General features: G+C 50.1%; 18 protein-coding genes and 4 pseudogenes. 5 read left to right on the top strand and 17 right to left on the bottom strand.

Going from position 1 to position 17,637, the window contains the following annotated elements:
- Positions 1-25: 25 nt before the first annotated feature.
- The 11 genes and pseudogenes from KWG61_RS10485 to gmk form a co-directional block, all read right to left on the bottom strand.
- The gene (locus tag KWG61_RS10485; RefSeq protein ID WP_242743687.1) at positions 26-1,585 is read right to left on the bottom strand and encodes a hypothetical protein; all 1,560 of its coding nucleotides are present in this window, start codon (positions 1,583-1,585) and stop codon (positions 26-28) included.
- Positions 1,586-1,775: 190 nt separating this feature from the next.
- The gene (locus KWG61_RS10490; protein ID WP_242743688.1) at positions 1,776-1,991 is read right to left on the bottom strand and encodes a hypothetical protein; all 216 of its coding nucleotides are present in this window, start codon (positions 1,989-1,991) and stop codon (positions 1,776-1,778) included.
- Between the two features lie 282 nt (positions 1,992-2,273).
- Positions 2,274-3,221, bottom strand: a complete 948-nt coding sequence (locus KWG61_RS10495; protein WP_242743689.1) for a hypothetical protein — start codon at positions 3,219-3,221, stop codon at positions 2,274-2,276.
- A gap of 34 nt (positions 3,222-3,255) precedes the next feature.
- A pseudogene (gene rbfA / locus KWG61_RS10500) lies at positions 3,256-3,676 on the bottom strand (30S ribosome-binding factor RbfA).
- Positions 3,666-5,545: pseudogene (gene infB / locus KWG61_RS10505) on the bottom strand (translation initiation factor IF-2). Before infB ends, rbfA begins: the two co-directional pseudogenes overlap by 11 nt.
- A 66-nt stretch (positions 5,546-5,611) precedes the next feature.
- Entirely contained in the window at positions 5,612-6,079 is a 468-nt protein-coding gene (locus KWG61_RS10510) for a hypothetical protein (RefSeq protein WP_242743690.1), read from the bottom strand.
- A pseudogene (locus tag KWG61_RS10515) lies at positions 6,069-6,326 on the bottom strand (YlxR family protein). Before KWG61_RS10515 ends, KWG61_RS10510 begins: the two are co-directional and overlap by 11 nt.
- Before the next feature lie 163 nt (positions 6,327-6,489).
- Positions 6,490-7,332, bottom strand: a complete 843-nt coding sequence (locus KWG61_RS10520) for a hypothetical protein (protein ID WP_242743691.1) — start codon at positions 7,330-7,332, stop codon at positions 6,490-6,492.
- Complete coding sequence (gene nusA, locus KWG61_RS10525; RefSeq protein WP_242743692.1) at positions 7,214-8,416, bottom strand: transcription termination factor NusA; 1,203 nt, start codon at positions 8,414-8,416, stop codon at positions 7,214-7,216. The genes KWG61_RS10520 and nusA overlap by 119 nt, the downstream gene beginning before the upstream one ends.
- Before the next feature lie 21 nt (positions 8,417-8,437).
- Positions 8,438-8,887, bottom strand: coding sequence for a ribosome maturation factor RimP (gene rimP / locus KWG61_RS10530; protein ID WP_242743693.1), 450 nt, complete (start codon positions 8,885-8,887; stop codon positions 8,438-8,440).
- Positions 8,888-9,035: 148 nt separating this feature from the next.
- Positions 9,036-9,608: a guanylate kinase gene (gene gmk, locus KWG61_RS10535; protein WP_230267883.1), complete on the bottom strand. Its 573-nt coding sequence runs from the start codon at positions 9,606-9,608 to the stop codon at positions 9,036-9,038.
- A gap of 182 nt (positions 9,609-9,790) precedes the next feature.
- Here gmk and KWG61_RS10540 point away from each other — a divergent pair, with 182 nt between their 5' ends.
- From KWG61_RS10540 to KWG61_RS10560, 5 genes are all read left to right on the top strand, one after another.
- The gene (locus KWG61_RS10540; RefSeq protein ID WP_230267882.1) at positions 9,791-10,078 is read left to right on the top strand and encodes a hypothetical protein; all 288 of its coding nucleotides are present in this window, start codon (positions 9,791-9,793) and stop codon (positions 10,076-10,078) included.
- Between the two features lie 33 nt (positions 10,079-10,111).
- Positions 10,112-10,759 (top strand): NFACT family protein, encoded by a 648-nt coding sequence (locus KWG61_RS10545; RefSeq protein WP_242743694.1) that lies wholly within the window; start codon positions 10,112-10,114, stop codon positions 10,757-10,759.
- Between the two features lie 147 nt (positions 10,760-10,906).
- Positions 10,907-11,380, top strand: a complete 474-nt coding sequence (locus KWG61_RS10550) for an NFACT family protein (RefSeq protein WP_242743695.1) — start codon at positions 10,907-10,909, stop codon at positions 11,378-11,380.
- Positions 11,359-11,766 carry an NFACT RNA binding domain-containing protein gene (locus KWG61_RS10555; protein ID WP_242743696.1) on the top strand — a complete coding sequence of 136 codons (408 nt, stop codon included), beginning with the start codon at positions 11,359-11,361 and terminating at the stop codon, positions 11,764-11,766. The genes KWG61_RS10550 and KWG61_RS10555 overlap by 22 nt, the downstream gene beginning before the upstream one ends.
- Before the next feature lie 344 nt (positions 11,767-12,110).
- The gene (locus KWG61_RS10560; RefSeq protein WP_242743697.1) at positions 12,111-13,508 is read left to right on the top strand and encodes an IS4 family transposase; all 1,398 of its coding nucleotides are present in this window, start codon (positions 12,111-12,113) and stop codon (positions 13,506-13,508) included.
- A 163-nt stretch (positions 13,509-13,671) separates the two neighbouring features.
- On the opposite strand, the gene KWG61_RS10565 is transcribed toward KWG61_RS10560, so the two are convergent.
- From KWG61_RS10565 to KWG61_RS10595, 6 genes and pseudogenes are all read right to left on the bottom strand, one after another.
- Complete coding sequence (locus KWG61_RS10565; protein WP_242743698.1) at positions 13,672-14,238, bottom strand: DNA repair protein RecO; 567 nt, start codon at positions 14,236-14,238, stop codon at positions 13,672-13,674.
- 11 nt (positions 14,239-14,249) lie between these two features.
- Positions 14,250-14,573, bottom strand: a complete 324-nt coding sequence (locus KWG61_RS10570; RefSeq protein WP_242743699.1) for a recombination protein O N-terminal domain-containing protein — start codon at positions 14,571-14,573, stop codon at positions 14,250-14,252.
- Between the two features lie 8 nt (positions 14,574-14,581).
- Positions 14,582-15,565 (bottom strand): GTPase Era, encoded by a 984-nt coding sequence (era, locus tag KWG61_RS10575; RefSeq protein ID WP_367614198.1) that lies wholly within the window; start codon positions 15,563-15,565, stop codon positions 14,582-14,584.
- A 60-nt stretch (positions 15,566-15,625) separates the two neighbouring features.
- Positions 15,626-16,023, bottom strand: a pseudogene (locus KWG61_RS17585) (diacylglycerol kinase family protein).
- Positions 15,965-16,420 carry an rRNA maturation RNase YbeY gene (gene ybeY / locus KWG61_RS10590; protein ID WP_230268319.1) on the bottom strand — a complete coding sequence of 152 codons (456 nt, stop codon included), beginning with the start codon at positions 16,418-16,420 and terminating at the stop codon, positions 15,965-15,967. The pseudogene KWG61_RS17585 and the gene ybeY overlap by 59 nt, the downstream one beginning before the upstream one ends.
- A 191-nt stretch (positions 16,421-16,611) precedes the next feature.
- A complete protein-coding gene (locus tag KWG61_RS10595; RefSeq protein ID WP_230268318.1) occupies positions 16,612-17,634 on the bottom strand; it encodes a LacI family DNA-binding transcriptional regulator in 1,023 nt (340 codons plus the stop codon).
- Positions 17,635-17,637: the final 3 nt, after the last annotated feature.

Consider the following 17,637-nt stretch of genomic DNA (forward strand, 5'->3'; position numbering starts at 1 on the left):
AGACGATCGAGTTCAGAAATTCCCTTCAGGAAGGCTTTCGCATTGGTACCGGTCGTATCCGCAAAGAGAGGATCTCATTGCCATCGACAGCCAGATACGCATCAAATCCGCTTGCGGTATCGGAAGCGAGAACGGCGGTATGCCACTGTCCATCACTCAGATTGCTTCCGGCTGCTCCGCGCAGGGCATTGATGTTCACCCGTGCCTGTCCCTTGTCGTTGTGCCCCATATAAAGCAGGTTATTGGCGTTGGGAAGACCGCTGTTAATGAGGTTCCTGCTGCTGGAGGCGGTAAAGGCATAGCGTTCCGCTCCAGCTTCGTCCATTTTGAAGCGGAGAATGATCGATCCGTCTTCGAGATCTTTAACGGCATCGAGCTGATCGCTCATCGAAACAGTACGGGATCCATCAAAGCTCTGTTCGTTTTCGGCCAGCGTTTTATGCGCTTCCGCATTTTTGATAAAGGCGGTTTTGCCCGGCGTGGCCGTTACGGCTGCATTCGAGATCGTATTTCCATTCTGGAGTTTATAAAAGTACGCTTTTTCGTTGGTCAGACCGGTATCAATAAACGAATAGGAAGATCCATCGATCGTTCCGACCTGCGCATACGTTCCGCCTTCTTCTTCGGCACGAAGAATACTGTAAATTTTCGTATCGTCTTGCGGACGCTCGATCGAGAGAACCGTTTCCTGATAACGGCCTTTAGCCTGAAGAACTGGAAGCGTAACGGGATCGGGTTCTTCCGGATCGGTCGTGCCGTCATCCTGATACGCCGCCTGTAAAGACAGCACAGGCGCATTGGCATCGAGGATAACAGGCTCTCCAGGCTGATACGATTTTCCGTTGGCCGTCCATCCGGTAAAGGTGCTGCCCGCTTTGGTTGGCGCGGCTTCGGGAATGGTCAGAACGACGGCACTTGCCGCTTTGGTTACAGACGGCATCTCGGCCTCAAGACTTCCCTCTCCTGCATCCAGCGCGATGGAGAAAGTTCTGGTCTCAGGCTTGTAGGTTACAAAAGAACGCAGTTCCTGCTCGCTGATCGCCTCATCCGTAATGGCTACGTAATCGATCGTTCCTTCAAAATAATTTGTTGTCGCAGGTGTACCGCTGACTTTCCAGCCGCCGAGCGTGGCTTCATCCAGATTGTTAATTGCCTTAAAGCCGGTCGCCTCGCGTGTAAACTGGGTCCGCGACTGTGCGGGATCGTCACTGACTAGAGAAATCTTGTTATCGGACGTATAGCCCAGAGCGCAGATATGCGTTTCGCCGCCTTTGAAGCGTGAGACATCTCCCGCATAGGCGACACCGTTCCAGGCAAACTGCGGCTGATACGTATTGTCAGCAATTTTACTGAGCTGAAAGTAAATCCGGTTTGCATTGCCGCCTGCTCCCGCCGTATCCTTGGCCATGAAAAACATCTGGGTATGGGTCACGTTTTCCTTAGGCGCAGCTTTTACGAAAATCGTCGGTTTGTCCATATCCCGGAAGGTGCTGATTTCTTCGGGGGTCAGCTCGACCAACGTGCTGTTATCGAACTCGATTTTGGACGTATCTTTATAAAACGGGGCGTTGGCGATTGAATCCATGCCAGCAGCCGTCTGGCTGTACTGCACTTCGGAGGCAACGCTCTGACTGGCATCCCCGCCTGAATCCGATAAAAATACAGTTTGTCTGTGACGCTGTCGGTATCGGTAAAGGTGCCCTTTCCTTCCGATACGCTGGCGGTTCCGATTTCGCTCAGTTCATCGACTTTGGTTCCGCGATACACTTTGTACGTCAGTGCGCTGTCGGCGTTTTCGGGCAGCGTAAAGGACAGATCCGTTTTTTCAGACCGGATTTCACCGTCAGATCGGTAATCTGTACTTCTGTTTTCAGGGTGGTTTCTTCACTGGCAAGGACCGGCATTACAAGCGTGTAGGCAGGGGTTGTCATCGTCATGGACAGCGCAAGAGCCAGGACAGAAACCTTTTTGAATACAGTTTTTCTGTTCATCGTTGTTTTCCTTTCTCTTTTGCAGAATTTATCTGAATTATACCGAAGCAGTCATTGTGAAAATTTCCTCCAATCAATATGTACAATCGATTGTCTGATTTCTTTAAATTTATCTTTCTTGCCTGTTTCCTTTTGACAGCCGTTCTAAAAACGATTTCACAGAAATGAAAAACGGCTTTCTCTGTTCGAAAACAGAGAAAACCATTCAAAGAAATTTGTACAGTTGTGGATTATACAGGCAGAGCACGAAAGACGTTCCCGCAGAAGAAGAAAGTAAGATTTCTATCCGAGATATTCGAAGAAAAAGTCATATACGGCCGGACTCATTTCTTTTAATAAATCCGGATACAGGAAATAGTAGACGCCGGCTTCCGCGAAAAATTCGCTGCGGTTCGTCGCTCCATATTCACCGAAGAGATCTTTTTGCGTCTCATAAATTTCTTTCCAGCGCGGCAAAGAGGATATGCGCAGCGTCGATCCGTGCGTTCGTACATCCGCCAAATGGACCAGTTCGTGAACGATCGTCTCCTTAAAGCTTTCCGGACTGGAAAGACTGCATGTTCTTCCGTTTCGAAAATACGTAAGGTATTCCGACCGGTTCAGATCCGGCACCTTGATGGCGGCGGTGAAGTTGGACGCACGTGAAAAACCGGCTGCATCAATATTCGTCTCCTGCTCGATCGCCTGGTTGAACGAGTTTTCGCTCAGAAAATAAATTCCAGCCGCCTGCTTTTTCAGAGCGGAGGGCAGTTCGTGAATCATCTGCACGATCGCCTTCTTTTCCGCGTCGCCCGGCATAGATGCCTGATCGCTCACTTCAAAATAGACCGCCGGATGTTCATTGCCTTCCTGCACGCAGTTTTCAAAGAGGGATGAGGACTGCTGCAGCGTCTGCTGGACAGCCGAGTCGCGCACGGTAATCAGCTGAATAAACGGAACCGGCGTATGAAGCAGATAGACGAAATAGCCGCAAAACGCCGCCACGCCCGCTGCCGAAATGAGAAAAGACAGAATTTTACGCTTTCGAAACAGGAAAGAGAAAAACCGTGCCCCCACGGTCAGCGAGGGAACGATCAGTGCCGGAGAGGATATGGCCTGTTTCCAGATGATCTCAAAATCGCCGGCAAAAACGATCAGGAAAAGAAAGAGCGATCCAGCAAAAAGTCCGTACAGCAGCGATACGAAGAAGGCAGAAAGAGAACTCTTCCTGCCTTGCGGTTTATTTTTCATTTCTATGGGTCAAATGCGTCCAGAAGAGAAAGCCTTAGTTTTCTTCGGTTTTCTCTTCTGCGTCAGCCGCGTGGGCTTTCGCTTCTCTGGCTTCTTTGGATGCCATGGTTTCGCTGCTGTTCTTATTCAGAGAACTCAGAATCGAGTCGATCTTGCGGCCCTGATCGAGAGAGTATCCTGAACAAAAATCAAATCCGGCATCTTGCGCGCTTTGATGTTGCGGGCGAGCGTACTGCGGATAAAGCCTTTCGAGGCCTGCAGCACTTTCATTCCGGCATCATTGCGTTCCTGTTTTCCCAGAAAGGAGACGTATACTTTCGCCTGCGACATATCGCGGGTGCATTCCACATCCGTAACGGTCACGAAGCCGAGTTTCGGGTTTTTCAGTTCGAACTGAAGAATCCGACTGATCTCCTTTTGAGGATCTGATCCATTCTGTCCTGTTTAAGCGTCATTTTTAACTTCCTGATCTTCGAAAGCTTCAATGATATCGCCGACTTTGATGTCGTTGAAGTTTTCAATTGTCATACCGCATTCAAAGCCCTGGCTGACTTCCTTCACGTCCTTATCGAAACGACGCAGGGATCCCAGCTTGCCGGTGTAGACAACAATGCCATCGCGGATCAGGCGGCATGAGGAGTTATGGCGAATCACGCCGTCGGTTACGTACGAACCAGCGATGGTTCCGACTTTGGATGCCTTATAAATCTGACGAACTTCTGCCTGACCGGTAACGACTTCTTCGTAAACCGGGGCGAGCATGCCTTTCATCAGGCCTTCAAGTTCTTCAAGTGCCTTGTAAATAATGTTGTGCAGTCGGATTTCCACGCCTTCTTCTTCCGCTTTCTTACGAACGGCTGCTGTCGGACGGATGTTGAATCCGTAAATGATGGCGTTCGACGCGGAAGCGAGCATGATATCCGATTCGGTGATGGAACCGACGGTCGAACGGATGACGTTGACTTTGACGGTATCCACAGCCAGCTTTTCGATCGAGGCTTTCAGGGCCTCTGCAGAACCCTGAACGTCGGCTTTGATGAGGACGTTGATTTCCTTCATATCGCCTTCGCTGATCATGCGGGCCATATCTTCCAGAGAGCGGGCAGAGGAAGAAGCACGTTCCGATTCAATCTGCTTGGACTGACGGTGACCGGCAATCTCAGCAGCCTTTTATAGGAATCGTAAACCATGAACACATCGCCTGCACGCGGCACTTCGTTCAGACCGATAATTTCGACTGGAGTCGACGGTCCTGCACTCTTGAGTTCCATACCCTTATCCGAAGTCATCTTACGGATACGGCCATAGGCGGTTCCGGCAACGAGAGAATCGCCGGAGTGGAGCGTACCCTGCTGAACGAGCAGCGTAGCGACCGGTCCGCGGCCTTTATCGAGCTTGGCTTCAATAACGGTACCGCTGGCGGCTGCATCCGGGTTGGCTTTCAGCTCCTGCATATCGGCAACGAGAAGCAGGGATTCGAGCAGGTCGTTTACGCCCTGACCGCTGCGTGCGGAAATCTGGTTGAAAATCGTATCGCCGCCCCATTCTTCCGGCATGACGCCCTCGTTGGCGAGTTCGCTCATGACACGGTCCGGGTTGGCACCTGGTTTATCGATCTTGTTGACGGCAACGACGATTGGTACCCCGGCTGCACGGGCGTGGTCGATCGACTCTTTCGTCTGCGGCATGACACCGTCATCGGCTGCGACGATCAGAACGACGATATCGGTAATCTGGGCACCGCGAGCTCGCATGGCGGTAAACGCTTCGTGACCCGGCGTATCCAGGAACGTAACCTTACGGCCGTTCAGGCTGACCTGGTAGGCACCGATGTGCTGGGTAATTCCGCCAAATTCGCCTTTTACGACGTGGGCGGAACGAATGGTATCGAGCAGGGTAGTTTTTCCGTGATCGACATGACCCATGATGGTGACAACAGGCGGACGCGGTTTAAGATCTTTCTCATCGAATTCACGGTTGGCAATCTGGTCTTCGATATCATCTTCGTCAACAACAACTTCCTTGTTGGCCTTCACCTTGAACTCTTCGGAAATCAGTTCGATTTCGTCATCGCTCAGCGGCGTATTGATCGTGCACATGTTACCGAGCAGAAAAAGGAACTTGATCAGTTCAGATGAGTTTCTTTTCATCAGTTCGGCAAGTTCACCGACCGTGATCGGAAGCGAGTAGGTAATTTCCTTTGGATACTCGATTCTCGGTCTGGAAGGGCGGTTGTTATTGTTATTGCGCGATCCTCCGCGATTGTTGTTGTTACGATTCCGGTTATTGTTTCCCGGCTTGCGTCTTGCTGGCTTATTGGCCATTCAATCACCATCCTTTTCTAAAAACGAAAACAGAAGTTCTGTCCAAAGGCGGACAGTCTGTTTTTCCTATGCTTCTGGGAAGACTTCGCTCTTCTGTCTTTTACGGCGTACTCGGAATGTACTCAAGCTTGAATCACTCCAGTACGAACATCGAAATAGACAGACTTGCGAAGGGAATTTGTAAATTCTTTTATGACAAAGATTCTCCATCCTGCGTTTCTTCACGTTTGGCGAGGGATCGGGCGTTAAGTACTTTTCGATCCCTCTGGCAAATCCGGCGTCGAGAATGGCGATGGAATTTCCGGCTTTGCTGCCAAGCTGATCGTAGCGATCGGCTTCGAGGGTGTAGCACGGTATGGAATAAAACGAACATTTGTCATGCAGTTTTTTCGTCCGGTTTGCACCGCAGGCGGAACTGATTACGACCGCTTTTGCTTTTCTGGAAGAGATTGCGGGAATCAGGGCATCGCCTTTAGCAAACTTTCCGGCTCGAATACAGAGTCCTAAAAGAGAAACCGTCGCATCAGCCGGCACGGATCATCAGCTCCAGTTTTTCATAGACCGCATCTGGAATCTCACACTCGAGGGCTCTGGCGAGCGCTTTGTTCTTTTGGCTTTTTCCAGCGTTTCCATAGATTTCTGGATATAGGCGCCGCGGCCGTTTTTCTTGCCGGTCGCGTCGACGAGCACTTCCCTTCCGGGGTGTGCACGACCCGGATCAGATCCTTTTGGGAAATCTCTCCTGCGTCACGACGCATTTTCTCATCGGAATTTTTCTCATGGCGATCGATCTCCTTTCCAGTCAGGGCTTACTTGGCATATTCGGTTCCAGTTTCGGATTGGATTCCCCTCCTGGGATGGAAATCAAATTCAGAATATGGATATGCCATCAGGCTAAGGCTGTCTCTGCCTGACTTGCGGTCTTTCAGACCGCTTTGACAAGTTTACACAGACACACAGGTTTTGAAAAGAAATAGCCTGTGCTGTCCTTGGAATACAGGTCTGTGCAAGTTTTCAGAAGAAGAAGCGATCCGCTTATTCTTCGTAGTAGGAATCGTAATCTTCGTAGTCGATATCGTCGCTGTAACGATTTTCTTCTTCTTCGATTTCGTTGTCTTCGATTTCAGCGAGCTCTTCATCGGTGTAAATCGGATGAAGTACGTTGAAGGCCGGTTTCTTGCGTTCCTTGCGGCGCTCGTCTTTTTCTTTTTCGCGTCATCCTTGCCTTTGGAAGGTTTAGCGGGTTTTGCGGGTTCAGCTTTTGGCGCTTCGGCAGCAGATTCAAACTTGGACACGTACGTCGTACGCTTTTCGCTGAGCGATTTGCGTTTTTCCTTGGCGATGCGTGCCGCTTCTTCCATTTCGTCGAGTTCCTTTTCCTTAACGCTGACACTGGACTCTGCGGTTTTCGGCGCTTCGTTTGCCGGTTCGGCTTCGCTTTCGTACTGCGCTTCGCGGCTGGCGAGCGTATCCATGCGGTCGAGGTGACGATCGTCGTAATCGACATCGTAGTCGTAGTCGGCTACATCGGCGATATTGGCGGTCGGTTCGTTGGAGTTCTGCAGTTCTTCGATACGCTTCTGCTGCTTGTAGGCGCGTTCGCGGGCTTTCTTTTCTTCGTACTCGCGATGCATTTCTTCTACGTACCCTCTCCAGTCGATACCAAGTTCATCGAGTTCGCTCTGGGAGCGGATATCGATGCGGTAGCCAGTCAGCTTGTACGCCAGACGGGCGTTCTGTCCTTTTGCCGATGGCCAGGGACAGCTGATTGTCTGGTACGGCAGCAACCAGCGTACGGGAATCGTCGTTCGGATTGCGGTCGCGTGTGGAGCGGCGGACTTTTTCGCTGCCGAGTTTATCGGCGGCTTTTTCATGCGGGAAAATCTGAACACCCTGCGCAGGCGAGAGCGCGTTGGCTACGAGCTGCTGCAGATCGTCGGACCATTCGAAAATGTCGATTTTCTCCCCGTTCAGATTCGAAGATACTGCACGGACACGGCTTCCGCCCGGACCGATGCAGGCACCGATCGGATCGATGTTTTCGTTGTTGGAAATGACGGCCATCTTGGCGCGGAGTCCCGGGTCGCGGGCGATCGCCTTGATTTCGATCGTTCCGGAAGAAATTTCGGCGACTTCCTTTTCAAACAGGCGCTTGATCATGTCGTTGCAGGAACGGCTGACCATTACCATGGCGCCCTTGGATTCCTTGTCGACTTTTGTGATGACCACGCGGATCATTTTGCCTTCGATGTACTCTTCACCAGGAATCTGGTCAGATTTGCGCATGACGGCGTCGGTTGCACCGGGCTGAAGCTTGCCTTCCTGATCGGCGCCCAGACGAACCATGACGAAATTATTTTCTACGGAATGAATCAGACCGTCGACCATGTCGCTGACGCGGTCACGGTACTCTTCAAAAATTTCCTGTTTTTCAGCATCCTTGAATTTCTGGAGCATAACGCTCTTTACGGTCGAGATATCGTTGCGAACGAAGTCTTCGATATCGGCTTCTTCTTCAAGAACCTGGCCCACGATCGGATTTGGGGTAATGTCCTTGGCTTCTTCGACATCGAGCTGGGTTTCCGGATCTTCTACCGTTTCCACAACGTCCCAGATCCGGAAGGCCTTCAGGCCGCCCTTGGGATCGAGTTCGGTACGAATTCTCGCGGTTTTCAGACCGTGGGATTTGCGGTAGCCGACTTCGATGGCGTCATTGAGAGCGGAGGTAAGAACTTCCGGCGAGAGATTGCGGAAGGACTTGATGGCTTCGAGCGCTTCCTGCGCTGTTTTTGCATCCGCTTCGAGTTCCCTGGATTTTGAATTGCGTTTGGTTTTTGTTGGTTTCTTTTCTTTCATTGCTTTGTTAGGCATATCTTCCTCTGTATTAAACTTTTACAGCGCTGCGAATGTGCGCGATATTGTCTCGTCTGACCTGGTATTTTTCGGACGGCCCTTGATAAACGTGCTGATTTTCAGTTCGTTCTCATCCGCCGCATCGAGTTTGCCGAAAATTTCCTTGACGTGATCCTGCTCCTGGATCAGTTCGATCCGTACATACTTGCCGACCTGGTTCTGGATCTGCTTTTCGGTTTTCAGGAGCCGTTCAGCGCCTGGGGAGCATACTTCCAGCATATATTCGCCAGGGATCGCGTCCGCTTCGTCTAACAGCACGGAAAGTGCTTCGGAACACTCGGCGCAGATGTCGAGATCAATGGGCTCGTCTTCACGGTCGATCATGACGCGAAGAATCAGGGGCCTCATTTTGGTGTCCCATTCGAGCTCATACAACATGCAGCCCTTTTCTTTCAGGGCAGGCTCAATCAGGGTTTTCAGATTATCCATTCTCTCTCCTTACAAAATCGAAGGGAGCGGATGTCCGCTCCCTTGGGATTGATAACACGATCAGTTTAGCACTGCAGGCAAGGACCTTCAAGCAAAGGCCCTGAAAAGTCAATGGGCAAAGAAGTGATTTTCCCTTTATTCTTGCCTTTTAGAGCGCTGTCTTTCGGATGATGGATGCCACTTCATCGGCCGCTCTCTGCGCGTCGTCGTTGACAACGACATACTGGTATTCACCCTGCATGGCCATTTCTTCTCTGGCTCTGGCAAGTCTTGCCTGAATGGCTTCTTCCGATTCCGTGCTCCGGCTGCGCAGACGGTTTTCAAGATCTTCAAGCGTAGGCGGAACGAGGAAAATCGAAACGGCTTCCGGGTAGTTGTTCATGACCTGTTTCGCGCCCTGCACTTCAATTTCGAGCATGACATTGCGTCCAGCTTTCCGGTTTTTCTCGATTTCCGAACGCGGGGTTCCATACGCGTGATCGGCAAAGCCGGCGTGTTCCGCAAATTCATCATTGGCTGCGGCTTTTTCAAATTCTTCCGGCGTTGCGAAATGATAGGTAACGCCTTCGATGTCTTCCGGGCGCGGATCGCGCGTGGTCCACGATACGGAATTGACCATATTCAGCGCATCCATGTCGAGATTTTCCCGGATCGTCCGCTTTCCTACCCCGCTTGGGCCGCTGAGAATGTAAATGCGGGCATCGTGTTTTGTGTCGTTCATTGTAATCCTTCCTTCTGTCTGATTTTAATTTGCGCTTTCCTGCACGTTCTGGCTGAAGGCTGCTCTGTTTGCACAGACCATTCACAGCTGCTCATCCGCTTCTGTATTGTTTAAGGCATGTTTCGTATTCGTTTCTTTTTCGGATTGGCGTGAGCCAGACCAGTAAAAAGAAAACCGGCCGAATGAAAAATACGGAATTTCGTGCTCTTCCAGAAACTCTGAAGCCAGAACGGGAAAATACCGCGATTTTAAAACGGGAATCTGCGAACTTCCATTCCTATGCCGCACGTCCATTGACGCATAGCTGCTGTAAGAAAAGCCGCAGAACAGGAAAAGAACCGCTGCCCCCGCCAGACGCTGGCGTATGCGGCTGCGCTGCTCTATTTTCCTGTCGTTTTGTTTGCATCAGGATTTTCTCTATACTATACGAGAATTCAGGATTTGAAGAAATTTCTGCATTTCTTTTATAAAAATCAGTCCCAAGCGGACAAGGAGGTAGGCGTATGCCCTTTGACGGTCTTCTGCTTTCACGCGTCGTAAATAAGCTTCAGGAATACGAAGGAGCCAAAATTGGAAAAATTCAGAGTCTTAGCGATGAAGAGATTCTGCTCTTCTTGCATAAGCCGCAAAAGGCAGCGCCAGGCTGGCGCTTTGCGCGCATTCCAACACGTGCCGTCTTTATCTGGACGAAAAAACAAGGACGTTCTGCCCAATCCTTCCCCTTTGTCATGCTTTTGCGCAAACGCATTTCGCAGGGCTATATCACAGCCATTGAACAGATGGGATACGACCGGATAGTCCGTTTTCATATCGTGGCGTCCAATGAGTTTTCCGATCGCGTCGAATACGATCTGTATGCGGAAATGATGGGCAAATATGCCAACCTGATTCTCGTCGATTCCAGAGACCAGACAATTATCGACTGTCTCAAGCGAATTCCGGTCTACGAAAATTCCAAGCGTCTGCTGCATCCGGGGCGCTTTACACGCTGCCGCAAAAACCGGAACGGCAGATGCCCGAACCGCCGGTTACGATCGATCCGGACCGTTCACTGGTCAGCCAGATTGAAGGCTTTTCGCCCGCGCTTTCCCGTGAATTTCTGTACCGCATGCAAAACGGACAGACGTATGAAGAAATTTACGACGAGATGACGCATTCCGATCTTCTGTATCGGACCGGCAAGGAATTCCATGTGCTTCCCTTTGAACATCTCCAGACGCCCTGGACGTCCCTCCCCTGATGGAAGGGCTGGAAACGCAGTTTGAAGCCGATGAAAACCGCCGGCGCATTTCCCTGCAGTGCGGCGATGTCTTCAAAGCCGTGGATCGAGAAATCCGCAAGCTGTCCAAAAGCTCCCGCGTCTGGAAGAGTCGCTGGAAGAATCGTACGGGTATGACGAAATGCGTCAGATCGGCGACGCGCTGTTTGCCCATCTCGATCTGCCAAAGTCTTCGCACGTGACGCTGGAATCGTTCGATACCGGCGATAAGCTGGAAATCGATCTGGATCCGCGCTATTCGATCAAGGACAACGCGAACATTTACTATCACAGGTACCGCAAGCTTAAGCGCGGTCGCGAAATTCTCGCCGAGCAGGTGGAGCAGTGCGCCAATCAGCTCGAATACTTCCAGATGCTTGCCGAGCAGCTCAAATACTGCAGCGCCGATGACGTTCTGGAAATCCGCCAGGAACTGGCGGACCGGCATGTTCTGCATCTCAAAAAGATGCGATGCGGCGCAAGAAGAAAAAGATGCCCAATATCGTCGTTCTGAAAATGGGCGATTCGACCATTTACGCCGGCAAGAACAATCTCCAGAACCAGTACATTACCTGGACGCTGGCCAGACGCAGCGATCTCTGGTTTCACGTCAAGGATTATCACGGCTCCCATGTCGTGCTGCAGAGCGAACATCCGAGTGAAGAAGAAATTCGCTTCTGCGCCATGCTGGCCGCCTGGTTTTCCAAAGGCCGCTATTCTTCGAGCGTGCCGGTCGACTACACCCGGATTAACCAGCTCAGGAAGGTTCCGGGAAAAGGCCCCGGCTTTACGACGATGAAATCGTTCAAAACCATTTATATCGATCCGGATGCGCATGTCATCGAAACGGCGCTTAAAACCGGAAAGGCGCGTCTCGATCTGTCGGAAAACGAACAGTAATTCGTACGTTCCGCATAGCGCCCGGAAAGCAGTTTCTCAAGCTGCCTCACCTTTTCTGACACAGCTTTCCTGCTCCGTCCAAATTTGCTTTAGATAAAGATAAACGTCTTCGTTTCGAATTCCTGAGAATTCAGTTCGAAGACAATGCCATTCGGTTAACGGTTTTGTAGATTGCCAAATTATCCATTTGAGATAATTTGTCTTTTTTGTGGCAGGAAGTTTAGGAAGTTTCAAAACTTGTACAAATGAGATTATTGACAAAAATCGCGGGCCCTTCAGGCCATAATCCAGCGGAGCTTGAAGGGGTCATTTTCCCCTTTCCAAATTGGAAAGGAACTATTGACATGCCGCATTTAAGCTCCACTGCATTCGCTTTACAAACCGCCATGGGCTCTACTGTGCCCTCCGGTCACCATCCATCGCCTGACCAGCTGCGTACGATTCTCCAGGAATCGACCGCAACGGTAATGAGCGGTCATGCGAACTACCATCAGAACAGCGCCTTCTGTCGTGACACCCAAAAGCTGCCTCTGGATAAGCTGGTCGACTTTATCTTCTCCATGCAGAGCACGAATCTCCCGATCCAGCTTGCCTCTTATGCAGGCTTCTGTGAAGAAAACCAGTTTGCCAATTCAGCACTGAGCGAAGCTAGAAGCAAGCTCCGTTCCGACTTCTTTAAGGACATCTTTGACCAGGTCATGAGCAGACTGCTCCTTACAGGTGCATTTGAGGATCGCAAGTATCTTTACCCGACGTATGCCATTGATGGCTCCACTCTGCATCTCGAACCCTTTAACAAGAACAGCGACGACTTCCTCCGGACCAAATCTCCAAAACGCAAACGGGCTGGAGCCCATGTGGTCGCTGCTTATGACGTAGATAATAAGCTCTTCACAGATGTAGAAATCCAGAAACTCGCTAAGAAAAACGAACGCATCGGTGCTCTTGAACTGATGCGCCGAATCACAGAAAAAGGGATATTTATCATGGATCGAAGATTTCATGGTTTCAGTTTTGAAAAGGCGATCATGGATTTGGCGCAGCTGTTTCTGATTCGTCTGAAGAAACGAGACTATCAGGCTCTTCTACAGATTGCAGAAGAATACGACATAGATCCGGAAGTAGATATCACAAAGAATCTGATTCTGGTCAAAAAGAATCTGGCCAAGTATAAAGGCGACGCACTCCACTATCCGCTGGCCGGAAAAGATAAATCCTGTCTGGACGCAAATGGCGAGTGCAATTTCACCATTCGACTTGTGAAACTTCATACCGACACCAGACCCGGCGCACCTGAACCATATCCGTACTTCATAACCAGTCTCCCTGAATCTGAGTTTTCGATTGAGGACATCCGCGATTTGTATAAATCCAGATGGTCTGTTGAGACAGGCTTCCTGGAATTGAAATATTCGACAGGTTTACAGGCTATTCATGCCATAAAGATGGATGCGGTTAAGCAGGAGATCTGGGCTCGTCTGACCTTTTGTAATCTCTGCAGCACAGGCGTCACCTATTGCGAGATTCATCAACCCGCTCCCAGGAAACAGCCAAAACGGAAAACGGTCCTCAACCGGAAGTTCGCCTTTGAGCTTCTTAGAAAGTTCTTTAATTACGAGTTCCAGGATGAAGAATATCTGCTCAGGCAGATCTGGAAGCATAAATCACAGGTCAAAGAAGGCAGGTATTTTGATCGGCATACTCAAAGAAAACCGGACTCAAATCAGCACCGAATAATGTAGATAATTTTCTTATACAACTAAGATTGTTTTGGAGATACTGAACAGCAGCTCTTTTAAGTGCGCCAAATTTTTCAAAAGACAAGATAAACTTATCCAAATAAGATAATGTCACCGTGATATCACCGTGAGGAAGGTACGACTTCCGAGACAGGTTAGGTTCAAATCATTGTTTTATCCGGAAAACCGAATGGCATTGGTTCGAAGACGTTTTGTCTTTCTTTCGATCACCCATTTCGATCAGCTGTTTCAGCAGATCCAGAGAGCGCAGACGGCTGTCGGTCGTGTACTGATACCACTCCATCAGCCAGAGCAGAAACTGATCGTCCTGCGGGCGCAGATCCTGACGATACAGCTTTTCTAACGGATAGCGCGTCAGTCGACGCAGCAGCATGAGATCTGCCTTGGGCCAGGGCTGGTGTTCGCCCAGATGGTCAAGACAGACAAATCCGCCGGTTTCGATGGACACGCCTGCGATCCGGTCCGTTCTCGAACAGACGGTGCATTCATCCACATTCATCAGAACGCCTGCTTCACGAAGAATTTCGATCATCGTCTTGCACGCAGCCAGTCGGGCATCCGCGATTTCGCCTTCCTGCGCCTTTTGCCAGAACGAATGCAGATCGTAATAAATTTCGGGTGTACTGTCGTGCCGAAGAATCAGGGACGTCAGGATCTGGTTGATGCACTGGTATTCGAGCGATGACGAATTTTTCCAGTACGACTCGATCACCTGTCCGTTGATCAGAAACAGAAAATCCCGGGAATACTTCGGATCGTAAGCGATACGGGTAAGCGAAAACGGCAGAAACAGCCGGCGGTTTTGGACGTTTCCTTTTGTACGCCTTTGGCATAGACTTTAAAAATTCCATTTTCATCCGCCATCGTAATCAGGCCATCGTTGTCCTTGTAGTCCATTGTGGAAAGAACAAGCCCCTGTCTGGACTGAATGCGCGCTTCGCCCGACTCAAAAACTGATTTTCTTCTTCCATGCGTTTTTCCTCCTTCTGACTCGCGGCCAAGAATGCAGGGCAATGTCGTTTCTTTGTAGCCTGCCGTACTCAGCACGCCTCTTATTATCCGGATTTGCACGTCCCAGGAAAAGCCCAGAAGAAAACAGCTTCTGGCCAGAGTCGTCTGTACCAGAAGCTAGTAAACCGGTCAGTCGTCGGAGAGTTCGTCCAGACCGAATTCCTTAATTTTGTTTTCCTTATTGCGCCAGTTCTTTCCACGCGCACATACAGCTCGATGTTGACAGGCTTGCCCAGTTTTTCCTTAATGTCCTTCTGGGCGCTCATGCGGATGGAGCGGATCATGTCGCCGCCCTTTCCGATCAGAATGCCTTTTTGCGAGTCGCGGTCGACGATGACGATAAAGGACAGGTAAACCTTGCCGTTGACTTCTTCCATGCTTTCCAGCAGAACCGCAATGGAATGCGGAATTTCGTCGTGCGTTTTCTGCAGGATCTTTTCGCGAACGAGTTCGGTCAGCTGGAAGTTCAGACCGTGGTCGCTCTTCATTTCGCTCGGATAGAGCGGATCGCCTTCCGGCAGGTAATCCTTGAAGACGTGCAGAACTTCATCGATATTTTCGCGTTTCAGAGCCGAGAGCGGGATGATTTCTGCAAAATCGTACAGTCCGGACCAGTAGTTCAGACGTTTAAGCAGATTTTCGCGGGACATCTTATCCACTTTGTTTAAAAGCAGAATAATCGGTTTTCCAAGCGTTTTGAGACGTTCGAGAATAAAATTGTCGCCCGAGCCAAAGGACTGCGTTCCATCGACAATCCAGGCCACGACATCCGCGTCTTCCATAGCGATATACGCGTTTTTATTGAGGACGCGTCCAAGTTCCTGCTGCGGTTTATGAATGCCCGGCGTATCCACAAAGACAAACTGCGCAGCGTCCTGGGAAAGAATGCCGGCGATATTGTTTCGTGTCGTATTCGGCTTATCTGACATGATGGCGATTTTCTCGCCAAGTAAAGCGTTTAAAAGCGTCGATTTACCCGCATTGGGCCGGCCGACGATAGCCACAAATCCAGATTTAAAAGATGCCATACAAAACTCTCCATTCTAAAGCAGACCGGAACTGATCCGGATCCAGCCAGAAGTTTTTCTTTACGAAAACCAGGCCAGAAAAGGCGGCAGAAAAATAAACATGGCCGCGCAAAGCGCAAAGACTGAAGCCATCAGAACCGCAGCAGCGGCCATATCCTTGATCAGACCGGCGCGCGGATCCCGTTTTTCCGATATGTAATCCACGGTTTTTCGATACAGGAATTAAAAATTTCCGCCATGATGACCAGGCAGACGGCCAGGATAATCCACAGCCAGTCGCTTCTGGAAATTTTCAGAATCAGCCCGGCCGCAATCGCCAGAGCGGCGAGAACAAACTGAAAGCGGACGCTGCGATCGCGAAGCATTCCATAGCGAACGCCGGAAAAGGCGTAGCGAAATCTATTGATCAGCCACTTCATGAAGGATGTCTTTCTGTAAGGAAAACATGACTTTTTCATCTTCCGGTGTCATATGATCATAGCCGCAAAGATGCAGAAGGCCGTGGCAGAACAGGAAGCAGGACTCACGGCGTACGGAATGACCGTATTCTCTGGCCTGATCTTCCACTGCCTGGGTATTGATAAAAATATCGCCCAGCTCTTTTTCTTCTTCTTCAATGAAAATATTGGAAGAGTCATCTTTCATCGCAAACGAAATGACATCCGTTGGCCGGTCAATGTTCCGGTAGTCGCGGTTGATTTCATGAATCTGCTCGGGATCGACAAAAATTACGGAGCAGACCAGATCGTCGTCAAGATTCATAAGCCGTCCGGCTTTTTCCATGATCGTCTGGTAATCCTTTACGTAATCGTGATCCGGCAGATGGTCCGTCATTTGATTAAAAACAATTTCCATGGCTTCATTCTACCCCACATTCGTTTGTATGCCGTTTTGAGAAACCGAACGATCCCTCTCCTGGATTTCAAAACCGGGAGGTTCGGTTTTTCGTTTTTCGGTTTGATTATTTGTTCAGCCTGTTTCGTTTTGACGAAACGCCCTGAACAGTCGAAAAGCAGGCTTGAAGCCTGCTTTGGATTTTTGAAATACTATTTGAGCTCGCTTGGCAGAGTGGATTCTCTGGCAATCGGAGAGGCTTTGATCTCGATGATCTTTTCGAGATTCTGGCCGTCCTGGCCGACGAGCATTTTTGTCAGAACACGCATCGCGATCGCACCCATGTCGTATTCTGGCACATTGTAGGCGCTCAGCGTCGGACGCATCATCGGCAGATACTTGGAATCGAGTACCGTAACAATCTGCAGATCTTCCGGAACGGAATAGCCGTTTTCCTTGGCTGCGTTCAGCATGGCGATCGCCTGCGAATCGCGGAAGGCGATGTTCAGCGTATGCGGCTTGTGCGTCTTGAGATAGTCCGAGAAATACTCGTAGCTTGTCTTGTACGTATCGTTATAGGACAGATAGTTTTCAAACGTCATGCCGGCGTCTTCAAAGGCGCGGGAAATGCCCTGCTTCATCTGGGTCATCATGGACAGGTTGAGCTTGTCTTCCATCAGGGCGATGTCAGTAACGCCTTTTTCAAAGCAGTCCTTGACCAGATCGTAGGCGAGCTGTTCGAAGTCAACGAATACGTTGCCGACGTGTTCGTGTTCGGAATCTTCAAACTTGCTGCCGACAACGACCATCGGCACTTTGTATTCGTTGAGTACGTCCATTTCTTCCTGCGTGAAATTGTCATTAAACAGAATGACGCCGTCAACGCGGGACTTGATAATGGATTCGATGACATCCTGCATTTTGGAAATGCCCTTGGATGTCGTGTGGAACATGATGTTGTAGTTGTAAATGTGCGCTACGTCCATCAGTCCGTTGAGAATGCGGGCGTTGTAGGCGAGCAGCTTTTCCGACATGACAATCGAAACCGTCGTCGTCTTGGACAGAGCGAGGCCCTGCGCTACTGCATTGGGCTTATAGCCGAGCTTTTCAATGACTTCCTGTACGCGCTGACGGGTATCTTCGCGGACTACGCGGGAGTCGTTAATAACACGGGACACGGTCGCAAGGGATACGTCCGCTTCCTTGGCGACATCGTAAATTGTAATTCGTTTCATTGC

Origin of the sequence: Allobaculum sp. Allo2 (assembly GCF_022701175.1) — a bacterium.
GTDB classification, from domain to species: domain Bacteria; phylum Bacillota_I; class Bacilli_A; order Erysipelotrichales; family Erysipelotrichaceae; genus Allobaculum; species Allobaculum fili.